The sequence below is a fragment of the Agromyces zhanjiangensis genome (genome assembly GCF_040496055.1).
GTDB lineage: Bacteria > Actinomycetota > Actinomycetes > Actinomycetales > Microbacteriaceae > Agromyces > Agromyces zhanjiangensis.
The window spans coordinates 22,420-39,541 of sequence record NZ_JBEPKB010000004.1 but is presented as its reverse complement, the minus strand read 5'-3'; the positions used below and the strand labels follow the sequence as shown (position 1 = coordinate 39,541).

Annotated in this window: 15 protein-coding genes; 12 read left to right on the top strand and 3 right to left on the bottom strand. The window is 72.2% G+C overall.

What is annotated here, in order from left to right; all coding sequences use genetic code 11:
- The first annotated feature begins 4 nt into the window (after nucleotides 1–4).
- Nucleotides 5–1,948 (top strand): bifunctional copper resistance protein CopD/cytochrome c oxidase assembly protein, encoded by a 1,944-nt coding sequence (locus ABME02_RS09255; RefSeq protein ID WP_353815324.1) that lies wholly within the window; start codon nucleotides 5–7, stop codon nucleotides 1,946–1,948.
- Between the two features lie 54 nt (nucleotides 1,949–2,002).
- Here ABME02_RS09255 and ABME02_RS09250 read toward each other — a convergent pair whose 3' ends face one another.
- On the bottom strand, nucleotides 2,003–3,052 hold the full coding sequence (locus ABME02_RS09250; RefSeq protein WP_353815011.1) for a hypothetical protein: 1,050 nt from the start codon (nucleotides 3,050–3,052) through the stop codon (nucleotides 2,003–2,005).
- 205 nt (nucleotides 3,053–3,257) lie between these two features.
- On the opposite strand from ABME02_RS09250, the gene ABME02_RS09245 reads away from it, so the two are divergent.
- Together ABME02_RS09245 and ABME02_RS09240 are read left to right on the top strand one after the other, a co-directional pair.
- Nucleotides 3,258–4,574 carry an ATP-dependent DNA helicase gene (locus ABME02_RS09245; protein WP_353815010.1) on the top strand — a complete coding sequence of 439 codons (1,317 nt, stop codon included), beginning with the start codon at nucleotides 3,258–3,260 and terminating at the stop codon, nucleotides 4,572–4,574.
- A 47-nt stretch (nucleotides 4,575–4,621) separates the two neighbouring features.
- Complete coding sequence (locus tag ABME02_RS09240; RefSeq protein ID WP_353815009.1) at nucleotides 4,622–4,957, top strand: DMT family transporter; 336 nt, start codon at nucleotides 4,622–4,624, stop codon at nucleotides 4,955–4,957.
- Nucleotides 4,958–5,067: 110 nt separating this feature from the next.
- Here the strand turns inward: ABME02_RS09240 and ABME02_RS09235 are convergent, their stop codons facing one another.
- The gene (locus ABME02_RS09235) at nucleotides 5,068–5,628 is read right to left on the bottom strand and encodes a hypothetical protein (protein ID WP_353815008.1); all 561 of its coding nucleotides are present in this window, start codon (nucleotides 5,626–5,628) and stop codon (nucleotides 5,068–5,070) included.
- A 10-nt stretch (nucleotides 5,629–5,638) separates the two neighbouring features.
- Nucleotides 5,639–6,046: a DUF4383 domain-containing protein gene (locus tag ABME02_RS09230; protein WP_353815007.1), complete on the bottom strand. Its 408-nt coding sequence runs from the start codon at nucleotides 6,044–6,046 to the stop codon at nucleotides 5,639–5,641.
- A 253-nt stretch (nucleotides 6,047–6,299) separates the two neighbouring features.
- Here ABME02_RS09230 and ABME02_RS09225 point away from each other — a divergent pair, with 253 nt between their 5' ends.
- From ABME02_RS09225 to ABME02_RS09185, 9 genes are all read left to right on the top strand, one after another.
- The gene (locus ABME02_RS09225) at nucleotides 6,300–7,544 is read left to right on the top strand and encodes a serine hydrolase domain-containing protein (RefSeq protein ID WP_353815006.1); all 1,245 of its coding nucleotides are present in this window, start codon (nucleotides 6,300–6,302) and stop codon (nucleotides 7,542–7,544) included.
- Between the two features lie 83 nt (nucleotides 7,545–7,627).
- Complete coding sequence (locus tag ABME02_RS09220) at nucleotides 7,628–8,467, top strand: class II glutamine amidotransferase (RefSeq protein WP_353815005.1); 840 nt, start codon at nucleotides 7,628–7,630, stop codon at nucleotides 8,465–8,467.
- Nucleotides 8,442–10,184 carry an MFS transporter gene (locus ABME02_RS09215; RefSeq protein WP_353815003.1) on the top strand — a complete coding sequence of 581 codons (1,743 nt, stop codon included), beginning with the start codon at nucleotides 8,442–8,444 and terminating at the stop codon, nucleotides 10,182–10,184. Before ABME02_RS09220 ends, ABME02_RS09215 begins: the two co-directional genes overlap by 26 nt.
- Nucleotides 10,181–11,671, top strand: coding sequence for a DUF2252 domain-containing protein (locus ABME02_RS09210; protein WP_353815002.1), 1,491 nt, complete (start codon nucleotides 10,181–10,183; stop codon nucleotides 11,669–11,671). The genes ABME02_RS09215 and ABME02_RS09210 overlap by 4 nt, the downstream gene beginning before the upstream one ends.
- A gap of 110 nt (nucleotides 11,672–11,781) precedes the next feature.
- Nucleotides 11,782–13,383: a sodium-dependent transporter gene (locus ABME02_RS09205; RefSeq protein WP_353815001.1), complete on the top strand. Its 1,602-nt coding sequence runs from the start codon at nucleotides 11,782–11,784 to the stop codon at nucleotides 13,381–13,383.
- Complete coding sequence (locus ABME02_RS09200; protein WP_353815000.1) at nucleotides 13,380–13,547, top strand: methionine/alanine import family NSS transporter small subunit; 168 nt, start codon at nucleotides 13,380–13,382, stop codon at nucleotides 13,545–13,547. The genes ABME02_RS09205 and ABME02_RS09200 overlap by 4 nt, the downstream gene beginning before the upstream one ends.
- Before the next feature lie 91 nt (nucleotides 13,548–13,638).
- A complete protein-coding gene (locus ABME02_RS09195; protein WP_353814999.1) occupies nucleotides 13,639–14,490 on the top strand; it encodes a phosphatase PAP2 family protein in 852 nt (283 codons plus the stop codon).
- Nucleotides 14,477–15,256: a phosphatase PAP2 family protein gene (locus ABME02_RS09190; protein WP_353814998.1), complete on the top strand. Its 780-nt coding sequence runs from the start codon at nucleotides 14,477–14,479 to the stop codon at nucleotides 15,254–15,256. Before ABME02_RS09195 ends, ABME02_RS09190 begins: the two co-directional genes overlap by 14 nt.
- A gap of 42 nt (nucleotides 15,257–15,298) precedes the next feature.
- Nucleotides 15,299–17,119 carry a SulP family inorganic anion transporter gene (locus ABME02_RS09185; protein WP_353814997.1) on the top strand — a complete coding sequence of 607 codons (1,821 nt, stop codon included), beginning with the start codon at nucleotides 15,299–15,301 and terminating at the stop codon, nucleotides 17,117–17,119.
- Nucleotides 17,120–17,122 lie beyond the last annotated feature (3 nt).

Sequence of the window (17,122 nt, the reverse complement as noted above, 5' to 3'; positions counted from 1 at the left end):
CGCGATGATCGCCGCCCTCGCATACGGCGGCGGTGCGGAGCCCTACCCGATCCAGGACCCGGGGCCCGTCGCCCGGTGGGGCGTCCCGGTCGCGAAGCTGTTCGTCAACCTCGGCGCAGCCGGCATGATCGGCGCACTCGTCCTGGCCGTCTGGGCGCTGAGCCCCACGCGCCGGGAGTTCGACCTCGCGCTCGACGTGGCCGCGGCGTCCGCCGCCGTGCTCACCGTCGCGAGCGCCGCCACCGGCGTGCTGACGTTCATGCTCGTCACCGGCGCCGAGTTCTCGCTGAGCGACCGCTTCGGCCAGCAGCTCGGCCAGTTCGTCACGTCGATCGAGCTCGGGCAGGCGTGGCTCGCGACGACGCTCATCGCGGCCGCGGTCACCGTCCTGTGCTTCGCGGTCCGCAACCACACCGCGCTCGTGTTCGTCGCCGTGCTCGCGGTCGTCGCGCTCGTGCCGATGGCGCAGCAGGGCCACGCGGCCGGAGCCTCGGGGCACAACGAGGCGATCACGGCCCTCGGGCTCCACCTCGTCTTCGCCGCCGCATGGCTCGGCGGGCTCGTCACGATCGTCCTGCTGAAGCCGGCGCTCGACGGTGATCGTCTCGCGGTGGTGCTCTCGCGCTACTCGACCGTGGCGCTCGTCGCGTTCATCGTCGTCGCGATCTCGGGCTACGCGAGCGCCGCGTTGCGGATCGGCACCTGGGACCAGCTCGCGACGCAGTACGGGGTGCTCGTCGTGATGAAGGTCGGCGCGCTCGGCGCGCTCGGCCTGTTCGGTGCCACGCAGCGACGCGTCATGATCGGGCGGATGCTCCGCGCCGACGCCGCGAGAAGCGGAACCGGTGCGGCAGGCGGGTCGGCGAATCGAACCTTCTGGCTGCTCGTGGTCGTCGAGCTCGCGTTCATGGGCATCGCCTCGGGCGTCGCCGCCGCGCTCGCGCGGACCGCGACGCCGGTGGCCGAGGACGTCTCCGGCGGACTCGCGCGCACGCCCGCCGAGATCCTCACGGGGGAGCCGCTCCCGCCCGCGCCCGACGCGCTGCGCTACTTCACCGAGTGGAGCCCGGACCTGCTGTGGCTGATCGCGTGCGGGTTCGGCATCTTCTTCTACGTGGCCGGCGTGGTCCGCCTGCGCCGTCGCGGCGACCGCTGGCCGGTCTACCGCATGGTGCTCTGGGTCGCCGGGCTGCTGCTGTTGGCCTGGATCACGAGTGGCGGCGTCGCCGCGTACGAGCAGTATCTCTTCTCCGCGCACATGCTCGGCCACATGGCGCTCACGATGGCGGTGCCGGTGCTGCTCGTGCCGGGGGCGCCCGTGACGCTCGCCGCCCGGGCGATCCGCCCCAGGAAGGACGGCAGCCGCGGCGGTCGCGAGTGGATCCTGCTCGCGGTGCACTCGAGGTTCGCATCCGTGATCGCCAACCCGATCGTCGCGGCCGTGCTGTTCGCGGGCTCGCTCTGGGTGTTCTACTACTCGCCGCTGTTCCGGTGGTCGATGGAGGATCACATCGGGCACGAGTGGATGATCACCCATTTCCTCATCACGGGGTACCTCTTCGTGCAGTCGCTCATCGGCATCGACCCGGTGCCGTACCGACTGCCCTACCCGTTCCGGCTGCTGCTGCTGCTCGGCACGATGGCGTTCCACGCGTTCTTCGGCCTCGCGATCATGATGGGCACCGGCCTGATGCTCGCGGACTGGTACGGCGCGATGGGCTGGGGCACCGATGCGCTCGCCGACCAGCAGGTCGGCGGCGGCATCGCCTGGTCGATCGGCGAGATCCCGACGGTCGCGCTTGCGATCACCGTCGCCGTGCAGTGGTCGCGATCCGACGCCAAGGAGACGAAGCGGCGCGACCGGCACGCGGACCGGACGGGCGAGGCCGAGCTGGAGGAGTACAACGCCAGGCTCGCGGCGCTCGCCGAGCGCGACGGCGCTCGCTGAGCGAGTCCGCGAGACCCGGGGAGTGACGCCGAGTCGTCAGCGTCGGAGGTCGAGTCAGCGCAGCTGGATCGAGATCGATCCGTCGGGCCGGACGGTCGCCTCGAGGGCGAGCGTGAACGACTCGTCCTGCTCGAGCGTCGAGAACGTGCCGTCGAACAGCGACTGCACCTCGACCGAGATGTGGGCGAGGCCCGGCGTGGGCGGCATCTCGAACCTCGTGTCGTTCGGCACGAGCGTGACCACGGGAGACTCGACGATGCTCCAGGCGGGCTCGCCGACGATGCGGTCGTCGATGACGACGCCGAACGGGCACCCGGCCGGCTGGAGCACGGGCTGGCTCGCGCACTGGTCGACGAGGTACTCGTCGACCTTCACCTGGACGCGTTCCACGAACGCCTCGGTCGGCAGGGAGTCAACCGTGACCTCGGCCTGCGCGCCGGGCTCGGCGATGACCTGGACCGGGACCGCCTCGAGGAGCGTCGACTGGTAGCCGAACTCGTACACGGCGGGGGCGATCGCGAGGTAGGGCGTCGTCTGGCTGAACGCCGACAGGTCATCGCCGGACTTCGTCGCGCGGGCGTCGAGCGTCAGCGACCCGACGGTGAACAGAGGGCTCTGGGCCGCCGTGACCTCGAGCACGGCGAGCGGGCTCGTCGCGAACTCCCAGCGGTGCAGCACGCCGTAGAGCGGCTCGATCGGGCTCACGACGAACGCGGTCTGCACGATCGCGGTGTCGAGCCGGTAGCTGACCGTCACGGTGTGCCGCCCGTCGTCGTGCGCCTCGTCGGAGATGACGCGCACGTCCTCCGGACCCGAGTCGACGACGTTCGAGCGGAGCATGGCCGTGGAGATGTCGGCGGGCAGGCCCGCGCCGGCCAGGTCGCCCTCGTCGAGCCGGACGCCCGGCGTCGCCGCGGCGCTCACGATGTCGTCGCTGGCGATCGCGTCGAGGTAGCGCTCGACGAACGCGGGGGCACCGTACAGGCTCTGGTTGAGACCGCCGAGCGCGGCGAGGAACCCGGCGACGAGCATGACGGCGAGGCCTGTCCACCCGACGATCGCGACCGGCGACAGGCGTCCCTCACGTCGGCCCGAGCTCCCCACCCGCCAAGTCTAGACAGCGCCGTGTGACGGCACGGTTTCTCCACAACGACGTGTGACGGGTCGACGGATGCCGCGACCGGGGCCCGGGGCCGGGGATCGCGGTCTACAGTGAAGACGCCCGCCCGCGGCATCCGCCCCACGACCAGCGGCGCGCGAGGCGGTGCGCCGAACCCCCGTCGAACCCAGCGAGACCGAAGGCCGACCGTTGCAGCACGTGACCCTCACCGCAGAGCAGCAGGCGGTGTTCCGGGCGATCGAGCACACGCGCGGGCACGTGTTCGTGACCGGCCGCGCGGGCACGGGCAAGTCGACGCTGCTGAACCACCTCAACTGGAACACCTCCAAGCAGATCGTGATCTGCGCGCCGACGGGCGTCGCGGCGCTGAACGTCGGCGGGCAGACCATCCACTCGCTGTTCCGCCTGCCGATCGGCGTCGTCGCCGACCACGAGATCGACCAGAACGACGCCGTCCGCAAGATCCTCAACGCCATGGACACGCTCGTGGTCGACGAGGTCTCGATGGTCAACGCCGACCTCATGGACGCGATGGACCGCTCGCTTCGGCAGGCGCGACAGCGCCCGCTGGAGCCGTTCGGCGGGGTGCAGGTCGTGCTCTTCGGCGACCCGTACCAGCTCGCGCCGGTGCCCGGCTCGGGCGACGAGCGCCGCTACTTCGCCGACACCTACCGGTCGATGTGGTTCTTCGACGCGAAGGTCTGGCAGGAGGCCGACCTGCGCATCTACGAGCTCGGCGAGATCCACCGGCAGCACGACGACGCGTTCAAGCACATGCTGAACGCGGTGCGGCACGGGATGGTCACGGCCGAGATCGCGGGCGTGCTGAACGACACCGGTGCGCGTCGTCCGCTGCCCGAGCAGGGCGCGATCACGCTCGCGACGACGAACGAGACGGTCAACCGCATCAACCGCGCGGCGCTGCACCGGCTGCCCGGGCACTCGATCGCGAACGAGGCCGACGTGAACGGCGAGTTCGGCGGCCGCGGCTACCCCGCCGACGAGCGGCTCGAGCTGAAGGTCGGCGCGCAGGTCATGTTCTTGCGCAACGACACGGCCGGCTGGGGCGAGGCCCCGCGCTGGGTGAACGGCACGATCGGCACCGTGACGTCGCTCGAGCGCGAGGTCCGCGTCGAGATCGACGGCGAGGAGCACGAGGTCGAGCCCGCGACCTGGGAGAAGTACCGGTACTCGTGGGATCCGGTCGCGAAGAAGCTCGAGCGCGAGATCGTCGCCGAGTTCACGCAGTTCCCGCTGCGACTGGCGTGGGCGGTCACGATCCACAAGTCGCAGGGCGCGAGCTACGAGACCGCGATCGTCGACCTCGGCTCGCGCGTGTTCAGCCCGGGCCAGACGTACGTCGCCCTCTCGCGCCTGACGAGCCTCGAGGGGCTCTACCTCGCCCGACCGCTCGTGCCGCGCGACATCATCGTCGACCGCGACGTCGAGCGGTTCATGTCGGGGGCGGACCGCGACCTCGGCACGGCCGACGAGCTGCCCGCCTGATCCACGACGGTCGGTCGCGTGCCCGCCGATCTGGGAGACTCGCCCACATGGCATGGGTGTTCCTCGCACTGGCGATCACGGCCGAGGTCGCGGCGACGAGCCTGATCGGCTTCACGGCGGGCTTCACCCGGCTGTGGTGGACCGTCGCGGTGCTCGCGGGCTACGGCTTCTCGTTCTGGATGCTCGCGCTGACCGTCCGCGAGCTCGAGATCGGCATCGTCTACGCGATCTGGTCGGGCGTCGGCACGGCGGCCATCGTCGCGATCGGCGTGCTGTTCCTCGGCGAGTCGATCTCGGTGCCGAAGCTCATCGGGATCGGCCTCATCGTCGCCGGCGTGCTCGTGCTCAACCTGTTCGCCGCGGAGTCGGCGGCGCACGGCTGACCGCGCCGGCGGGCCGTCGGCGGGCCGTCGGCGTCGGGAGCGCGCGGGCGCGCTGCAGGAGAGGCGGCCGGGGGCGTCATCGCCACGCGCCCCCGGCCGCGGTCGGGTGGTCAGTGGTGGGTCGGAGCGGTCGGCGCGTGGTCGGCGCCCGGCCCATGCTCCCCGTGCGGCACGGCGGAACGGCCGGCCTCGGTGGCGGCGAGGGCGGGGGTCGCGAGCGCCGAGACGAGCACGGCGCCGATCACGAGGCCCGCGACCGCGCGACCCGCCTCCGCCGCCGTCCCGGGCGCGCGGTCGCTCGCGGCCGCCCCGGCGCCGCCACGGCGGGAGCGTCGACCGCGTGCCGCGCCGGCCACCGACAGCGCGACGGCGGCGAGGAACACGGCGGCCGCCGCGAGCGGCAGGCCCGGGACATCCCTCAGGCCGTCGGATGCGACGGCGACGCCGCCCAGGGCGAGCGAGGCGACCGACGTCGCGAGCACCGTCCGCGGGGCGAGGGGGCGGCCTCCGCGGAGGGACAGGACGCCCCAGCCGAGCGCGGCGACGCCGAGCCCGGCCAGGACGGCCTGCGGTGCACCCCCGGCACCGGCGGCGAGGGCCGTGAGGACCAGGCCGCCGCCGAGGGCGGCGAGCATGGGCCAGGTACGGGTCATCGTCGCCGATGCGTGCATGGCGGGCTCCCTAGGCCGTCGCCACGCGTGCGGAGCGCTCGGCGCCGACGCCCACGCCGAGCAGCACGATCGCGCTGGCCAGGTGCAGGAAGTGGTCGGGCGTGTTGAGCGCGAGGATGTTGGCCGGCGTGCCGGCGATGAAGAAGCCGACCACGCCGAGCAGCAGGTAGGCCGCGCCCACGATCGCGTTCACGGTCTTCGCCGCCGCGATGTTGGACAGCCCCGCGATGAGGAGGGCTGCGCCGATCGCGAGGTGCGCGATGTTGTGGAGCGGGTTCACCGCGAACACGCCGAGCAGCAGCCCGCCCTCGGTGGCGATGAAGTCCACGCCGCCGGTCACGGCGAAGCCGAGCAGGCCGACGAGGACGTAGACCGCTCCGAACACGGTCGCGGCGATGCGGTTCGGTGAGTTCTTCATGGCGATGCCTCCTTGTGGATGTGCGCGGCCCGTGCCGTGCTGCACGGGGTTCGGCGCGACGGCGAGGACGGATTGGATCCGCCGGTCCTCCCATCGGGGGACACGCTCCGCGGACGCACGCAGCACGTCGCCGGGTCGCCGCGCAATGCCGTGCGGAAGGCCCTGCCGATCGGGTTACAATCGCAGCGGACACACGGCGGGGGGCACGGTGGCTGCACGGACAGGGCGGATGCGTCGGCTGGTCGCAGCGACGATGGCGTCTGCCGTCGTCGCGGTCGCGTTGAGCGCGTGCACCGGCGCCGACAGCCCGGCCGCGGACTTCGACCAGGTCGAGGGCGCGTTCGACGCGGAGGTCGTCGAGCAGCTCGACGCGACCCTCGCCGAGGCGGTCCGGCTGAGCGGATCGAGCGGCGCAGTCGCCGGCGTCTGGGCGCCCTGGGCCGGCAGCTGGACCGCGGGCACCGGCACGGTCGACCTGACGGACGGCGCCGACGCGGTCACGGCCGACACGCGCTTCCAGCTCGCCGAGGGAACCGGCGAACTGACCTGCGCGGTGATGCTGCGCCTCGTCGACGCCGGCGTCGTCGAGCTCGACGACCAGGTGTCCGACCTGGTGAACGGCATTCCCGGGCTCGACGGCATCACGCTGGAGCAGCTCTGCCGGAACCGATCGGGCATCGCCGACTACTACCGCCCGCTCCGCACCCACTTCGTCAAGAACCCCGAGCGGATCTGGCCCCCCAACGAACTGCTGGCGAGCGGCCTCGCCGCGGGTCGGAAGGGAGAGCCGGGGACGACCTGGGCCGAGTCGCGCACCGGCATCCTGCTCCTGACCGAGGCGCTCCAGGAGCGGACCGGCCGATCCTGGTCCGACCTCGCGGAGCAGTACGTCATCGACCCCCTCCAGCTCGAGGACACGTCGATTCCGGCGGCGAACGACCCGTCGTACGCGGGCGCCTTGGGCGGCTACGCCGCGACGTACTCGGGCGGCAAGCCGGTGTGCGACGCCATCGTCGACGTCTCGAGGCGCTCGAGCTCGATCGGCGGGACCGCCTCGGGCGCCCGAACCACGCTCGCGGACGCGAAGGCGATCAGCGAGTCCTTCGCGACCGGCGCGATGTTCCAGGAGGCCACCGCACGCGACGTGTGGACGCTCACGCCGTTCGGCGGAGACGCGCCCGGCTGGCAGGCGCAGGGGATCGGCGCCCAGCAGTACGGGCCGCTCCGCGGCGTCGCCGGCGAGTCCATCGGCGCGCTCTCCGCGATGTTCACGGACGCGTCGACCGGGCTCACCGTCGTCGTGGCGCTCAACAACTCCACGGGCGGAGAAGCCCTGGTCAGGGAGGCGGCGTTCGCGCTCGCCTCCATCGCCTCCAAGGCGGCGCCGGCCGAGGGTCGCGACCTGCCGCTCGTCGAGCTCCCGTGGTCGCTCGAGCAGGCGACGAAGCGCATGACGGATGCCGCGGCCTGCCCGCTCCCGGCAGAGCCGGAGGAGTGAGACCTTGGACCCATCGGCGCCGTCCGATCGGGTCCAGAATGGCGGCGACCGCGGCGGGCTCCACGGCGGGGGGAGGCGTTCGCATGTGCCGATGGCTGGCGTACTCGGGTGAGCCGCTGCGGACCTCGGCGGTCCTCCTCGACGCGACCCACTCGCTCGTCGCGCAGTCCCTGGACTCGCCGCTCGGCGCGGAGACGGTGAACGGCGACGGATTCGGGATCGGGTGGTACCCGATCGGCGCCGTCGCGGGCAGCATCCCCGCGGTGTTCCACAGCACCGAGCCCGCGTGGAACGACGAGAACGTCCGGGAGCTGGCCAGGGCCATCGAGAGCCCCCTCTTCTTCAGCCACGTGCGCGCGGCCGCCGGACCGCCGATCCAGCGCACGAACTGCCATCCGTTCCGCTGGGAGAACTGGCTGTTCATGCACAACGGCTTCCTCGCCGAGTTCGCGAAGGTCAAGCGCGAGCTGACGCTCGCGATCGACCCGTCGCTCTACCCCCACGTCCTCGGGACGACCGACTCGGAGGTGCTCTTCCACCTCGCGATCACGCACGGACTCGTCGACGACCCGGTCGCGGCGCTCCGCGCCACGGTCGACCTCGTCGAGCGGGTCGGCCGCGACCACGGGATCATGTTCCCGATGCAGGGCACGGTCGCGGTCGCCGACGGAGCGACGATCTGGGCGGTGCGCTACTCGACGCAGGGTCGGTCCCGCAGCCTCTTCCACTCGGCCGACCTGCCGACCATCCGCGAGATGTACCCGGACGCCGAGCGGCTGGCGCAGTTCGGCGAGCACGCCCACCTGGTGGTGTCCGAACCCCTGAACGACCTGCCCGGCGTCTTCATCGAGGTCCCGGAGTCCACGATCGCCATCCTCGACCGAGAGGGATACCACCATGAGCCCTTCCGAAGCGCGGCCTGAGCCACCGGACTCGACTGCGCCGCCGGACGGCGGGGTGCCGGCCGACTCGTCAGCGGGCCACGCACCCCCGCGGACCTCGTGGGTCGTCGTCACGGCGCTCGCCTCGGCCCAGTTCGTGATGGTCCTCGACAGCACGGTCATGAACGTCTCGATCTCGCAGGTCGTCCAGGACCTCGACACGACGGTCTCGGCGATGCAGGCCGCGATCACCTTCTACACGCTCACCATGGCCGCGCTCATGCTCGTCGGCGCGAAGCTCGGCGACGTGTGGGGGCGGCTGCGCGCCTTCGTGATCGGGGCGATCATCTACGCGCTCGGGTCGCTCACGACCGCGCTCAGCCCGAGCATCGTGGTGCTCTTCGCCGGCTGGTCGGTCGTCGAGGGCGTCGGCGCGGTGCTCGTCATTCCGGCGATCGCCGCGCTCATCGCCGACAACTACGAGGGCCGGGCGCGCGTCACGGCCTACGCGATGATCGGCGCCGCCTCCGGCGCCGCCGTCGCCGCGGGGCCGCTCATCGGCGGATTCCTGACGACCTACGCCTCGTGGCGGTACGTCTTCATCGGCGAGGTCGTCGTCATGGCCGTGGTGGTGCTGTTCGCGAGGCGCATCGCCGACCGCCACGAGCCCGTGCGGGTGCGCATCGACGTGCTCAGCGTGCTGCTCTCGTCGGTCGGCCTGATCGCCGTCGTGCTCGGGATGCTCCAGAGCAAGACGTGGGGATGGATCATCCCGCTCCAGTCACCCGAGATCGCCGGCGTCGAGATCGCCCCGTTCGGCGTCTCGCTCGCGGCCTGGCTGATCCTCGGCGGGCTGGGACTGCTCGCCTGGTTCGGCAGGCGGCAGCGTCGGCTGATCGACACCGGCCGCGAGCCGTTCCTCGACGTCAGGCTCCTGCGAATCGACCGCCTGCGGAGCGGACTCTCCTCGCTCGGCGCGCAGTACGCCGTCACCGCCGGCCTCTTCTTCATGGTGCCGGTCTACCTGCAGATGACGCTCGGGCTCGACGCGCTGCAGACCGGCCTGCGCATCTTCCCGCTGTCGATCTCGCTCATCCTGTTCTCGTTCGCCGGCACGCGCCTCTCCACCCGCTGGTCGCCCAAGCGGATCGTCGCCGTCGGGCAGGTCGTGCTCGCGGCGGCCGGCGTGCTCCTCCTGGCATCGGTCGACCAGGAACTCAGGCAGGTCGCCTTCAGCGTCGGGATGTTCATCGCGGGCGCGGCGCTCGGCCTCCTCGCATCCCAGCTCGGCAACGTCAACATGTCGAGCGTCGGCCCCGAGAAGTCGAGCGAGGTCGGCGGCATGCAGGGCGTGTTCCAGAACCTCGGTTCGTCGCTCGGCACGGCGCTCATCGGCTCGATGCTGATCAGCGCGCTTGCGACGTCGTTCGCGGGCGGGGTCGCGGCGAGCGACCTGTCGGGCGACGTGCGCACGGCCGTCGCCGAGGCGACGAGCGATGGCGTCGAGCTGGTGCCGGCGTCGACCGTCGCCCGGATCGGGACCGACGCCGGCCTGTCCGACGACGACGCGGCCGAGCTGTCGAGGGTCTACGGCGCCGCGCAGTTGCAGGCCCTGCGGGTCGCGTTCGTCGGGCTCATCGCCATCGCGCTGCTCGCGCTGCTGCTCTCACGGGGCATCCCGGACGAGGTCGAGGGTCGCGCTCCACCGGCCGGCGGGCGCCGAGCGAACGATTCAGAGGAGATCGGGGAACGACCATGAGCACCACCACCGGCTTCGACCGCCCGCCGACCGGACCGGATCCCGCGCCGGGTCCCTCCTCGACCGGCATCCCCGATCCGGCGCCGCGACACGACTTCGCCGGCCGCGCCGCCGCGGGGCGTGCGGCCCGGGCGAACGCCCCGCGCCGATCCCACGCCGGCTGGACGCCGCCCGCCGATCGGCCCGACCCGGTCGCGCTGCTCGAGGAGCAGGCCGAGAGCCGCGTGCCCGAGCTCGTTCCCATCCGCTACGCGCGCATGCTCGTCTCGCCGTTCACGTTCTACCGGGGCGCGGCGCTCATCATGGCGTCCGACCTCTCGCGCACGCCCGTCTCGGGGATCGTGGCCCAGATCTGCGGCGACGCGCACCTGTCGAACTTCGGGCTGTTCGCGTCGCCCGAGCGCGACCAGGTCTTCGACCTGAACGACTTCGACGAGACCCTGCCCGGACCATGGGAATGGGACGTCAAGCGGCTCGCGGCGAGCTTCGAGATCGCGGCGCGCTACCGGGGCTTCGACGACCACGACCGGCGCCGGGTGGTCCTCGCGAGCGTGGCGGCCTACCGCGAGCAGATGCGGCGCGCTGCGCAGTCCCGGGTCCTCGACGCCTGGTACGAGCACCTCGATGCGGCCGCGCTGCGCGAGTGGTTCGAGCGCGAACGGGCGGCGAGCCGGATCGGCCGGAAGCAGATGGAGCGGAGCGAGGCGACGCTGGCGAAGGCCCGCCGGCGCGACAGCGTTCGCGCGTTCAGCAGGCTCGTCCGGAGCGAGGGGGGCGTCATGCGCATCGCCGCCGATCCGCCGCTCATCGTCCCGATCGAGGAGCTCGTCGCCGATGAGCTGACCCGAGCCGACGAGGAGCGGATCATGCGCGGCCTCCTGCAGGAGTACCGGTCCACGCTGCCGCTCGAACGCCACCCCATCGCCGAGTACGACTACGTGCACATGGCACGCAAGGTCGTCGGTGTCGGCAGCGTCGGCACGCGGGCGTGGGTCATCCTGATGCGCGGACGCGACGACCGCGACCCGCTCATGCTGCAGGCCAAGGAGGCCCAGCCGTCGGTGCTCGAGCGGTTCCTGCCGCCGAGCGCCTACGCGAACCACGGCGAGCGCGTCGTGCGCGGCCAGCGCCTGATGCAGGCCGCGAGCGACCTCTTCCTCGGGTGGCAGCGCGTGATCGGCGTCGACGGGGTGCGTCGCGACTTCTACCTCCGCCAGCTCGCCGACGGCAAGGGTGCGGCCGACATCGAGTTGATGACGCCGAAGGCCGGCCTGCTCTACGCGGAGATGTGCGGGGCGACGCTGGCGCGGGCCCATGCGCGCGCCGGCGACCGGGTCGCGATCGCGGCCTACCTGGGGAAGTCCGACCGGTTCGACCACGCGATCGCCGCATTCGCGGCCGACTACGCCGACCAGAACGAGCGCGACTACCAGGCGTTCGCGCGTGCGGTCGCGTCGGGCCGCCTGGTCGCCGCCGACGCGGAGTGACGCGCGCGGAGGAAGGGCTGCGGCATCCGCCCCGCGCTTGGTAGCGTTCAGTCGTTCGGGTCGCACGGCGATGGCGCCGCGACCGCAGGCGACGGGCCGGGGAGGCGCGAATGTCGGCAACCGCAGGCGAGCACACGGCGGCGCAGCCGCGCGAGATGTGGACGGGGCAGGTCGGGTTCATCCTGTCGGCGATCGGATCGGCCGTCGGCCTCGGCAACATCTGGCGGTTCCCGGGGGTCGCGTACGAGAACGGCGGGGGCGCGTTCCTCATCCCCTACCTCGTGGCGCTCGTCACCGCGGGCATCCCGATCCTGTTCCTCGACTACGCGCTCGGGCACCGTTTCCGGGGCGCGGCGCCGACGGCGTTCCGACGGCTCGGCGGCGGGCGCCTGAAGTGGCTCGAGAGCCTCGGCTGGTTCCAGGTCATGATCTGCTTCGTGATCGCGCTGTACTACACGGTCGTGATCGCGTGGGCGGCGAGCTACTTCGTGTTCTCGTTCGACCTCCGCTGGGGCGACGACACCGCGGGCTTCCTCACCGGGGACTACCTGCAGGTCGGTGATCCCGGGTTCTCGTTCACGTTCGTGCCGGCCGTGCTCATCCCGCTCGTGATCATCTGGGTCGCCGCGATCGTCGTCCTGGCGTTCGGCGTCGCGCGCGGCGTCCAGCGCATCAACGTGATCTTCCTGCCGCTGCTGGTCGTGGCGTTCGCCGCGCTCGTCGTCCGCTCGCTGTTCCTCGAGGGCGCCGGCGACGGCCTGAACGCCCTCTTCACTCCCGACTTCTCGGCGCTCGCCGATCCGGACGTCTGGATCGCGGCGTACAGCCAGATCTTCTTCTCGCTCTCGATCGCGTTCGGCATCATGATCACCTACGCGTCGTACCGCCGGCGCCGCTCGAACCTGACGACCCCGGGCCTCGTGGTCGCGTTCGCGAACTCGTCGTTCGAGATCCTCGCCGGGATCGGCGTGTTCGCCACGCTCGGCTTCTTCGCGTTCCAGCAGGGCGTCTCCGTCGCCGAGCTCGAGGGGCTGACCGGGGTCGGACTCTCGTTCATCACCTTCCCCGCGATCGTCTCGCAGATGCCGGGCGGGCCGATCTTCGGCATTCTCTTCTTCGGTTCGCTCGCGATGGCGGGGTTCACGTCGCTGCTCTCGGTGCTGCAGGTCGTGTCGGCGGGGTTCCAGGAGAAGTTCGGGCTCTCCCCCCGACAGGCGGCGACCCGGGTGGGCATCGTGTCGATGATCCTCTCGGTGCTCCTCTTCTCGACGACGACGGGGCTCATCGCGCTCGACACGGTCGACAACTGGGCCAACAACATCGGCATCGTCCTCTCGGCCGTGCTCGCCGGGATCTTCGCCTTCTGGGTGCTCCGCAAGGGCCCGGAGCTGCGCTACCACCTGAACGCGGTCTCGACGTTCCGTGTCGGCGGGGTGTGGACCGTCCTGGCGGGCGTCCTCGCCCCGATCGTCCTCGGCTACATGCTGATCCAGCGCATCGTCTCGCTCATGGTCGAGGGCTACAGCGGCTACCCCGACTGGTACCTCGCCCTGATGGGGTGGGGGACGGTGGCGTTCTTCATCGTCGCGGCGGCCGTGCTGACCGGCATCCGGTGGCGGCGCAGCCCGGACGCGTTCCGACCGTGGCCGCCGCTGCCCGAGCCGATGCGGCGGGCTGATGCCGGCACGTCGACGGAAGGGGGTCGGTCATGACCGGGACCGCGGTCTTCTTCCTGGTCCTCGCGATCGTGCTGGTGTGGGGCGGGTTCACGGTGAGCGTGCTGGCGCTCAGCCGCAAGCCCGACCGCCACGACTTCCCGCCCGGCGGGGAGGACGACCACCGCGAGGACATCGGGCCGGTCGAGCGCGACACGTAGTCGGCGAAGGCGCAACCCCCTGAGCCGTCGCGGTCGCTCGCGGCATACTGTGGGGACCTCCGCCCGCGCGGAGGTCGAGAGGAGGTGCGCCGTGGCCGAACCCGGTGCCGGGACGCAGGGGAGTGGAGCACAGGACGGCGTGTCGACGGCCGGAGCGCCGGAGGACGCCGATCGCGGCCGTTGGCGGCGGTTCCACGAGCGGTTCATCGTCGAGGAGCGGTACCTGTCGTCGAGGGCGCGCCGCAACCTCTACGTCACCGCCGCGGCGCTCGTCGTCGCCGGCCTGGTCGGGTTCTTCGTGGTGCTCGACTCGATCCTCGAGTCCGACGACATCTCGTACATCGACGCCCCCGTCCAGGCGTGGTTCGAGTCGGGCCGCGACGACTGGCTGACGGTGTTCATGATCGTGCTCGCCGTCGGGTTCGGACCGATCGCGATGCCGATCATCATCCTGGTGACCACGGTGGCGTGGGGCGTCTTCGCGAAGCACGCCTGGCGACCGCTGCTGCTCGCGGGCGGAATGATCCTCGGCGTGATCACGGTGCAGCTGCTCGCCCCGCTCATCGCGCGCGACCGGCCACCGGCCGACGAGATGCTCTTCGGCTACGACCCGACCTCGTCGTTCCCGTCGGGACACGTGATGGGCGTCGCCGACTTCCTCTTCATCGGCACCTACCTCGTGTTCTCACGGCACCGGCGACCGGTCGTCACGACGCTGGCGTTCGTCGCGGCGGCGGTCATCGTGGTCCTCACGGCGGCGTGCCGCATCTACCTCGGCTACCACTGGGCGACCGACGCGCTCGGGTCGATCTTCCTCTCGCTCGTCGTGCTCGGCCTCGTGATCGCGGTCGACACGTGGCGCACGGTGCGCGTCGGGTCGGCCGAGCAGATCGCCGAGTCCGACCGTCGGCCCGAGGCATGGGGGCGCGATGAGCGGCACTGACGACACCGGCGCTCGGCCGGAGGCGCCGACGCCCCGCGACGCGACCGGAACCGAAGCCCCTCGCGACGCCCGGCAGTCGCACGCGCACGCGCCCGCACCGCTCCGCGTCAGTCGCCGCCCGTGGCTGGCCGCGGGCATCATCGCGCTGTGCGGCGTCGGACTCGTCGGCGGCGTCATCGTCTACACCGAGGCTCGGGAGCCGTTCGCGTTCGAGGTGGACCTGATGACCGCGCTCGCCGCGGTCCGGACGCCGGCCGTCACCTCGGGCGCCCTCGTGCTCGACGTGCTCGGCGGCGGCACCATGTCCAACGTGGTCTTCCCGATCCTGATCGCCGCCGGGCTGCTCGCGTGGCGGCGGCCCTGGGCCGCGCTCTACTTCGGCATCGCGACGCTCGCGAGCGCCGGCGTGACCCGGCTCGTGAAGGTGCTGGTCGGCAGGGTGCGGCCCGAGGACATCCTGGTCCAGCCCGACTTCGGCTCGTTCCCGTCCGGCCACAGCTCGGCGGCCGCGCTCATCGCGACCGCGCTCGGGCTCGTGTTCATGCGGACCTGGGTGTGGGTGGCGGGCATCGCCTGGACCGTGCTCATGATGCTCAGCCGCATGTACCTCGGCGCGCACTGGCTGAGCGACACGATCGGCGGGGCCCTGGTCGGTGCGGGCGTCGCCCTCGTCGTCTGGGCGCCGTTCGCCTACCGCCTGTATCGCGAGAACCGCCTGCCCCACCCGCCGGTCTGGCGATCGGTCGACACGTCGGCGAAGGCCTGACGCGCGGCCGCACCATCCGCCATCATCGGAACCGGAGGCCGGATGGGCGCGAACGAGCAGCGGGGGCGACGGCGGATGCCGCGCTGGGTGCCGCCCGGCGTCGAGGTCGCGCGCGACTACCGTCGCGACTGGCTCGTGCCCGACCTGCGCGCGGGGATCGTCGTCACCGCCCTGCTCATCCCCGCCGGGATGGGCTACGCGCGCGTCGCCGGCCTGCCGCCCGAGACGGGCCTCTACGCGACGATCGTGCCGCTGCTCGCCTACGCCCTCTTCGGGCCGAGCCGCATCCTCGTGCTCGGGCCCGACTCGGCGCTCGCGCCGATCATCGCCGCGGCGATCCTCCCGCTGGCGGTCGGCGACGACGAGCGGGCGGTCGCGCTCGCCGGACTGCTCGCGATCATGGTCGGCGCGATCCTGCTCCTCGGCGGGCTGCTCCGGCTGGGGTTCGTCACCGACCTGCTCTCCAAGCCGATCCGGGTCGGGTACCTCAACGCGATCGCCCTGCTCGTGCTCATCTCGCAGGTCCCGCCGCTGCTGGGCTTCTCGGTCGACGGCGATTCACCCGTCGCCGAGGTCGGCGCGATCTGGTCGGCCCTCGTCGGCGGCGAGGCCGAGCCGCTCGCGGTGGCCTTCGGCCTCGGCTCGCTCGCCGTGATCGTGGGCCTCACCCTCCTCCGTTCACCCGTGCCCGGCGTCCTCGTGGCGGTGGTCGCGGCGACCCTCGTCACGTGGGTCCTCGGCCTCGGGGAGCAGCTGCCCGTGGTGGGCGCGCTCCCGTCGGGACTGCCGGCTCCTGCGCTCGGCGGCCTCGTGTGGGCGGATGTCGCGGGCCTCGCGCTCCCGGCCGCGGGCATCGCGCTCGTCGCCTTCACCGATACCGCGGTGTTCTCTCGCGCGCTCGCCGCACGTCGCGGCGAGACCGTGAGCGGCAGCGGCGAGATGGCGGCGATCGGCTCGGCGAACGTGGCTGCCGGGCTGTTCGGCGGGTTCCCGATCTCGGCCTCCTCGTCGCGCACGCCCGTCGCCGAGCAGGCGGGCTCGAAGTCCCAGCTCACGGGCGTCGTGGGGGCGGTGCTGCTCGTCCTGTTCATCCTGCTCGCGCCGGGCGTGACCGAGTTCCTGCCGTCGGCGACGCTCGCGGCGGTCGTCGTCACGGCGGCGGCGCGCCTGATCGACGTGCGCGGGTTCGTGCGGCTCGTCGGGATGGACCGGGTCGACGCCGCGCTCTCGGCGGCCGCGTTCGTGGGCGTGTTCGCCTTCGGCGTCATCCAGGGCATCGCCGTGACGATCGGGCTCTCGCTCCTGGCGTTCGTGTACCACTCGTGGCAGCCGTACCGTGCGGAGCTCGGCCGGGTCACGGGGCTCCGCGGGTACCACGACCTGTCGCGCAACCCGGAGGGCGAGCGCATCCCCGGCGTGGTGATCGTGCGGTTCGACGCGCCGCTGTTCTTCGCGAACGGCGGGCTCTTCGACGACTTCGTCCGCTCGCGCGTCGAGGCGGCTGGGCCCGACATCCGCACCGTGATCCTCGCCGCCGAGCCGATCACCGACATCGACACGACCGCGATCGACGAGTTCGTCGAGCTCGACGACTGGCTCGCGAGCCGCGGCATCCGCCTCGTCATCGCGGAGATGAAGGACCCCGTCGTCGACGTGCTCCGCCGCTACGGGCTGGCCGATCGATTCACGCCCGACCGGTTCGCGCCGACGGTCGGCGCCGCGGTGGACGAGATCACGGGGACGCTCCGCGGCGACCTCGAGGGCACGAAGTGGGACGACGACGGGCCGGGGCAGCCCGAGGGGCGGCCGGGGCAGACCGACCCGCCGGAGCAGCCCGACCCGCCGGGGCGGCCGGGCCGCTGAGGA

What these genes read in the sequence shown, in the direction of transcription:
- ABME02_RS09255 (WP_353815324.1), top strand. Translation starts at nt 5, where the DNA reads ATGATCGCCGCCCTCGCATACGGCGGCGGTGCGGAGCCCTACCCGATC.
- ABME02_RS09240 (WP_353815009.1), top strand. Translation starts at nt 4,622, where the DNA reads ATGGCATGGGTGTTCCTCGCACTGGCGATCACGGCCGAGGTCGCGGCG.
- ABME02_RS09235 (WP_353815008.1), bottom strand. Translation starts at nt 5,628, where the DNA reads ATGCACGCATCGGCGACGATGACCCGTACCTGGCCCATGCTCGCCGCC.
- ABME02_RS09230 (WP_353815007.1), bottom strand. Translation starts at nt 6,046, where the DNA reads ATGAAGAACTCACCGAACCGCATCGCCGCGACCGTGTTCGGAGCGGTC.
- ABME02_RS09225 (WP_353815006.1), top strand. Translation starts at nt 6,300, where the DNA reads ATGGCGTCTGCCGTCGTCGCGGTCGCGTTGAGCGCGTGCACCGGCGCC.
- ABME02_RS09220 (WP_353815005.1), top strand. Translation starts at nt 7,628, where the DNA reads ATGTGCCGATGGCTGGCGTACTCGGGTGAGCCGCTGCGGACCTCGGCG.
- ABME02_RS09215 (WP_353815003.1), top strand. Translation starts at nt 8,442, where the DNA reads ATGAGCCCTTCCGAAGCGCGGCCTGAGCCACCGGACTCGACTGCGCCG.
- ABME02_RS09210 (WP_353815002.1), top strand. Translation starts at nt 10,181, where the DNA reads ATGAGCACCACCACCGGCTTCGACCGCCCGCCGACCGGACCGGATCCC.
- ABME02_RS09205 (WP_353815001.1), top strand. Translation starts at nt 11,782, where the DNA reads ATGTCGGCAACCGCAGGCGAGCACACGGCGGCGCAGCCGCGCGAGATG.
- ABME02_RS09200 (WP_353815000.1), top strand. Translation starts at nt 13,380, where the DNA reads ATGACCGGGACCGCGGTCTTCTTCCTGGTCCTCGCGATCGTGCTGGTG.
- ABME02_RS09190 (WP_353814998.1), top strand. Translation starts at nt 14,477, where the DNA reads ATGAGCGGCACTGACGACACCGGCGCTCGGCCGGAGGCGCCGACGCCC.
- ABME02_RS09185 (WP_353814997.1), top strand. Translation starts at nt 15,299, where the DNA reads ATGGGCGCGAACGAGCAGCGGGGGCGACGGCGGATGCCGCGCTGGGTG.